Origin of the sequence: Streptomyces cahuitamycinicus (assembly GCF_002891435.1) — a bacterium.
Lineage (GTDB): Bacteria > Actinomycetota > Actinomycetes > Streptomycetales > Streptomycetaceae > Streptomyces > Streptomyces cahuitamycinicus.
Window position 1 is genome coordinate 1 of the sequence record NZ_POUC01000464.1, and the last position, 5,863, is coordinate 5,863.

General features: G+C 71.2%; 4 protein-coding genes. 1 reads left to right on the top strand and 3 read right to left on the bottom strand.

Translation table 11 applies throughout. The annotated features are described in order from the left end of the window. On the bottom strand, window positions 1-340 hold a 340-nt coding region (locus C1J00_RS36755), incomplete at its 3' end, for a hypothetical protein (protein WP_146046326.1). 321 nt (window positions 341-661) lie between these two features. Here C1J00_RS36755 and C1J00_RS36760 point away from each other — a divergent pair. Continuing rightward, entirely contained in the window at window positions 662-2,149 is a 1,488-nt protein-coding gene (locus C1J00_RS36760) for a DUF2079 domain-containing protein (RefSeq protein ID WP_102913262.1), read from the top strand. Window positions 2,150-2,282: 133 nt separating this feature from the next. Here the strand turns inward: C1J00_RS36760 and C1J00_RS36765 are convergent, their stop codons facing one another. Further along, the gene (locus C1J00_RS36765; protein WP_102913263.1) at window positions 2,283-4,862 is read right to left on the bottom strand and encodes an ABC transporter permease; all 2,580 of its coding nucleotides are present in this window, start codon (window positions 4,860-4,862) and stop codon (window positions 2,283-2,285) included. Next, window positions 4,859-5,647 (bottom strand): ABC transporter ATP-binding protein, encoded by a 789-nt coding sequence (locus C1J00_RS36770; RefSeq protein WP_033312060.1) that lies wholly within the window; start codon window positions 5,645-5,647, stop codon window positions 4,859-4,861. The genes C1J00_RS36765 and C1J00_RS36770 overlap by 4 nt, the downstream gene beginning before the upstream one ends. Between the last annotated feature and the right edge of the window lie 216 nt (window positions 5,648-5,863).

The window sequence follows — 5,863 nt, forward strand, 5'->3', positions numbered from 1 at the left end:
GGGTCAGGCGGCGCAGCACGGCCAGGCGGCGGCCGACGGTGTCGCTGCGGGGGCTGAGCCGCTCGTGCGGGAGCGTCTCCCAGGACGGGTACTCCACGATCCCCTCGGCCGGGAGGAGGGAGCGCAGGGCCGCGGCCAGGTCCTCCGCCTCACGGCCCGTCGCCGTGACCGCCAGCACCGGGCGGCCCGTGTCACGGGCCAGGGCGGCGACCGCGAAGGGACGGGCCGCAGGGGGGCCGACCAGGTCGACGTGCATGCGGTTGCCGTCTGCGGCGGCCCTGATCGCTTCCGCGAGGGCGGCGTCCTTGACTACGGCGTCGAGCAGACCGTGCAGGCTCATGGGGGCTTTTTCCGTCCAGGGGTGGGCAACACGACGGGCCCGACGCGCGCCGCGGGCCGGGGGTCTCCAGCGTACGACGACGCGCGCCCGCGCGGCGGGCCTGTGGACAACGCCCGCTCTCCCCGGGGCGAACACCCGCCCTGTCCCACGTGGCTCAGGGAGAGTGCGCCGGTCCCGGAGCCCGGGGCCCGCGGAACACTGCCCGCCAAGTGGGGATACGGCCGCCCAACCTTCACAACATCACCCCCACCCGTTGTTTTCGCCCCGGCATGATCGATCGGACGCCGCTCCCGGCCGCTCACCGCACCCTTAAGGCACGGCATGCCTCCCCCCACCGTCCAGATCGCGCAGCCCCGCATACCGACGCCGGTCATCCACCCCCCGGATGACCGGCACCCCGACCGCGCGCGCGGTGAGCCCTGGGCCCTCGCGGCGGTCCTCTTCGCCGCCTACACGCTCGTCTCCGTCGGCCGCTACCGGCACATGACCGGCCTCTCCTGGGACCTGGGCATCTTCGAGCAGGTCGTGCGCGCCTACGCGCAGCTGCGGGCGCCGGTGTCCGACCTCAAGGGGCCGGGGTTCGTCATCCTCGGTGACCACTTCAGCCCGGTGACCGCCCTGCTCGCGCCGCTGTACCGGCTCTTCCCCTCGCCGGTCACGCTGCTGGTCGCGCAGGCCGCGCTCTTCGCGCTGTCCGCCGTGCCGGTGACGCGGGCCGCCACCCGGCTCCTGGGCCGTCGCCGCGGGCTCGCGCTCGGCCTGGCGTACGGACTGTCCTGGGGCCTCCAGCGCGCCGTCGACTTCGACTTCCACGAGATCTGCTTCGCCGTCCCGATGATCGCCTTCTCCCTGGAGGCCCTTCTCGCGCGGCGCCCGCGCGCGGCCCTGGGGTGGGCGCTTCCCCTGGTGCTGGTGAAGGAGGACCTGGGGCTGACGCTGGCCGCGATCGCGCTCGTCGTCGCCTGGCGGGCGCGCGACTCGTCGCCGCGGACGGTCCGGTACGCGCTCGGCGTGGCGGTGTTCGGCGTGGCGGCGACCGTGCTCGCCTTGACGGTGGTCGTCCCGGCGTTCAACACCTCGGGCGGCTACGACTACTGGAACAAGGTCAGCGGTGCGGGCAGCCCCTTCGACGGCACCGGCACCAAGCTGCGCACGCTCGCCTGGCTGCTGATCCCGACCACGGGCCTGCTCGCGCTGCGCTCCCCGCTGCTGGTGGTCGCGCTGCCGACGCTCGGCTGGCGGTTCGTCTCCGGCGACGAGCACTACTGGGGCACCGACTGGCACTACAGCGCCGTCCTGATGCCGGTCGTCTTCCTCGCCCTCGCCGACGCGCTCCGGGCCGTTCGCCGCGGCACGCGCGCGTGGCTGCGTTCCTACGCCGCTCACCTGCCGGCCGCCGTCGCCGCGGCGGCACTGGCGCTGACCACCTCACTGCCGCTGGCGCAGCTCACCGAGGCCGACATCTATCGCAAGCCCGCCGCGGTGTCCGACGTGGAACGGCTGCTGGAGCGGATTCCCGACGACGCCACCGTCGAGGCCAACATCGGCCCGATCAGCCGCCTCACATCGCGCTGCCGGGTCTTCTGGCTCGGCAACACCCGGGGCGTCATCCCGGAGTACATCGCCCTGGAGAACGTCGACGACAGGTACCGCGACCCCGTGGGCTACGCCCGCACCCTGCACCCCCTCGCCGAGTACGCCGTCGCGGGCGAGGCGGCCGGGTACGTGGTTCTCGAACGCCGGACGGCGACGGCCGGGGTCCGACGCGCCGGGGGCGCCGCACCCGCCCCGCAGCGGGCCGACGCCTGAGCGTCCGGCCGGCGCGGCCCGCCGCCCGCCCGTCCGTCCGGCAGGCAAGCCGTCGGGCCCGCCCCGGAGGCGGAGACCTCCGGGGCGGGCCCATCCCCCGCAACCCCCGTGTGCGGTGGTCTCGGGCGGTCCGCTACTCGGTGGCGATCGCGTTGAGGACGTTCATCCGGCCTGCCCGGAACGCCGGGATCAGGGCGGCGAACAGGCCCACGAAGGCCGAGCCGATGAAGACGCCGATGATCGTCGGCCAGGGGATGTCCAGGACCATCAGGCCCTCCAGGGCGAGCAGCTTCTGCGCCGTGGCGCCCCAGCCCATGCCCAGTCCGAGGCCCAGCAGGGCACCGAAGAGGGCGATCACGACCGACTCCAGGCGGATCATGCGGCGCAGCTGGCGGCGGGAGAGGCCGATGGCCCGCATCAGGCCGATCTCCCGGGTGCGCTCCACCACCGAGAGGGCCAGGGTGTTCACCACGCCCAGGATGGCCACGATGATCGCCAGGGCCAGCAGGCCGTAGATCATGTTGAGCAGCTGGCCGATCTGGTCCTTCAGGGCGTCCTTGTAGTCGGTCTGGTCGCGCACGGTGTACTGCGGGTAGTCGTGCAGCGCGGCCTTCAGGGACTTGTAGGCGGCGTCCTGCTGCCCGTCCTTGGCGCTGGCGAAGACCAGCGAGTCCAGGGGCATCTTGTCGGCCGGGACGTACTTGGCCATCGTCGAGATGGAGGTGTACATCGCGCCCGCGTCGATCACGACGTCGCTGCTGGTGATCGCCCGAACCGTCAGGTCGGCCGCCGAGCCGTCCTTGAAGGCCACCTTGATCTTGGAGCCGAGGCTGATGCCGTGCTCCTTGGCGAATTTCTCGTGGACGGACATCGAGTCGGGCTTGTAGGCGTCGGGGAGCTTGCCGGCGACGGTCTCGGTGCGCAGGTCGGTCGCGTACGACGGGTCGGCCGCCGTGATCGCCGTGTCCTTGAGCGTCTTGCCGTCCGGGGTGGTGAAGTCGGCCTTGGTCCACTTGTACTGGGTGACCCGGGCCAGGTCCGGCGACGACTTCACGGCCTTGACCGCCTGCGGCGTGACCAGCTGGCCGCTGTCGGACTGGATGATGAAGTCCGTGCCGACGGTCTTGTCGAGCTGGTCGGTGGCGGACGCCACCATGGAGGAGCCGACCACGGACAGGCACGCCACGAGGGCGAGGCCGATCATCAGCGCGGCGCCGGTCGCGCCGGTGCGGCGCGGGTTGCGCAGGGCGTTGCGCTCGGCCATGCGGCCGACGGGGCCGAACATGCGGAGCAGCACGGCGCCCAGGACGCGGACCACGGCGCCGGCGAGCAGCGGGCCGATGACGACGAAGCCGATCAGCGACAGGACGATGCCGAGGCCGAGCCACAGGGAGCCGTCCTTGGCCTTGTCGGCCTCGGACGCCAGGTAGAGGGCGAAGCCGCCGGTGCCGGTGAGGACCGTGCCGATCGCGGCGCGGATCCGGCCGGCCTTGGCGTCGGCGGGGGCTCCCGCGTCGCGCAGGGCGGCCATCGGGGAGATCTTGCCGGCGCGCCGGGCGGGCAGATAGGCGGCCAGCACGGTGACGATCACGCCGAGGACGAGGCCGACCACCGGGGTCGTCCAGGCCACCGTGAGGTCGTCGGTGGACAGCTCCATGCCCATCTGGCCCATGAGTTTCATCAGGCCGACGGCGAGGCCGACGCCCGCGCCGACGCCCAGTACCGAGCCGACGACGCCGAGGAGCAGCGCCTCGGCCAGCACGGAGCGGTTGACCTGCTTGCGGGAGGAGCCGATGGCCCGCATCAGGCCGATCTCGCGGGTGCGCTGGGCGACCAGCATGGAGAAGGTGTTGATGATCAGGAAGATGCCGACGAGGAAGGCGATCCCGGCGAAGCCGAGCATCGCGTACTTCATGACGTTCATGAAGCCCTCGACGTCCTTCTGGTTGGCGTCGGCGGTCTCCTTGGCCGTCTTCACCTGGAAGCCGCCGCCGAGTTCGGCCGTGACGTTCTTCTTCAGCTGTGCGTCGCTGACGCCGGTGGCCGCGGTGACGTTGACGTTGGTGTAGACACCGCTCTCGCCGACCAGGGTCTGCTGGGCGGTCTTCGTGTCGAGGTAGAAGATCGCGGCGCCGGGGTTGGTGACGGTGAAGTCGGCGATGCCGGAGATCTTCGCGTTGTGGTTGCCGACGGCGGTGAGCACGCCGATCTCGTCGCCGAGCTTCAGGTCGTGCTTGTCGGCGGTGTCGGCGTCGACCATGATCTGGTCGGCGCCCTTGGGGGCCCCACCGGAGGTGATCTTCATGGTGCGGGCTTCGTTGCGGTTCCAGCTGCCGACGATGGTCGGGGCGCCGCTGGAGGGCGACAGGCTGTCCTTGTCGGCGTCGACGACGGTCACCGAGGTGGAGAACACCGCGCCCTCGGCGGACTTGACGCCCTGCGCCTTGCGGACCTCGCCCAGCACGGAGGCCGGCAGGACCGGCGGCTTGCCGTTGTCGGCGGTCGTCTCGCCGGTGTCGGAGGCGCCCTTGGCGCTCACCGTCACGTCGGAGGAGGTGGCCGCGAAGAGCTTGTCGAAGGTGGTGGACATGGTGTCCGTGAAGACGAGCGTGCCGCAGACGAAGGCGACCGACAGCAGGACGGCGATCGCGGAGAGCGCCATCCGCCCCTTGTGCGCGAGGAAGTTGCGCATCGAGGTCTTCATGACGGTCATGACGTGCGCCCCCGGGCGTCGAAGTCCTTCATGCGGTCCAGGACGGCCTCCGCGGTCGGCTTGAACATCTCGTCGACGATGCGACCGTCGGCGAGGTACAGCACCCGGTCCGCGTAACTGGCGGCCACCGGGTCGTGGGTGACCATCACGATGGTCTGGCCCAGCTCGTCCACCGACCGGCGCAGGAAGCCGAGGACCTCGGCGCCGGCGCGGGAGTCGAGGTTTCCGGTCGGCTCGTCCCCGAAGATGATCTCGGGCCGGGCGGCGAGTGCCCGCGCCACGGCGACGCGCTGCTGCTGACCGCCGGAGAGCTGGGTGGGCCGGTGCTTGAGACGGTCGGCGAGCCCGACGGTCTCCACGACCCGCGTCAGCCACTCCTTGTCCGGCTTGCGGCCCGCGATGTCCATGGGCAGGGTGATGTTCTCGATCGCGTTCAGCGTCGGCAGGAGGTTGAACGCCTGGAAGATGAACCCGATCCGGTCCCGGCGCAGCCGCGTGAGCTTCTTGTCCTTCAGACCGGTGATCTCGGTCTCGTCGAGGTAGATCTGGCCGCCCGTCACGGTGTCGAGCCCGGCCAGGCAGTGCATGAGGGTGGACTTGCCGGATCCCGAGGGACCCATGATCGCGGTGAACTGGCCGCGTGCGATGTCCACGTCGACATGATCGAGGGCGACGACACGGGTCTCACCGGATCCGTACGCCTTCACGACCTGCCGCGCCCGCGCGGCAACGGCCGTACGCCCTCCAGTGCCCCCGTGCCTGGGAATGGTTACAGCCGATGTCACGGTATGTCTCCTATATCGGTCAGCAGATGGTGAAGGCGGTCGCCTGGTCGACAGCCGCTGTGTGCGATGCCGGACCAGGAACCGGTCCGACGTGTTTCAGTCTCGCGGCGGGGAGGGGTACCGCGCCCTGGTGTTCAGCGCAGTCTTTTGCTGTGGAAAACCCCACCCCCGCCGGTGTGCCAACCGCCCCCCGGCGGCGTAAAGCCAGGTTAAGGA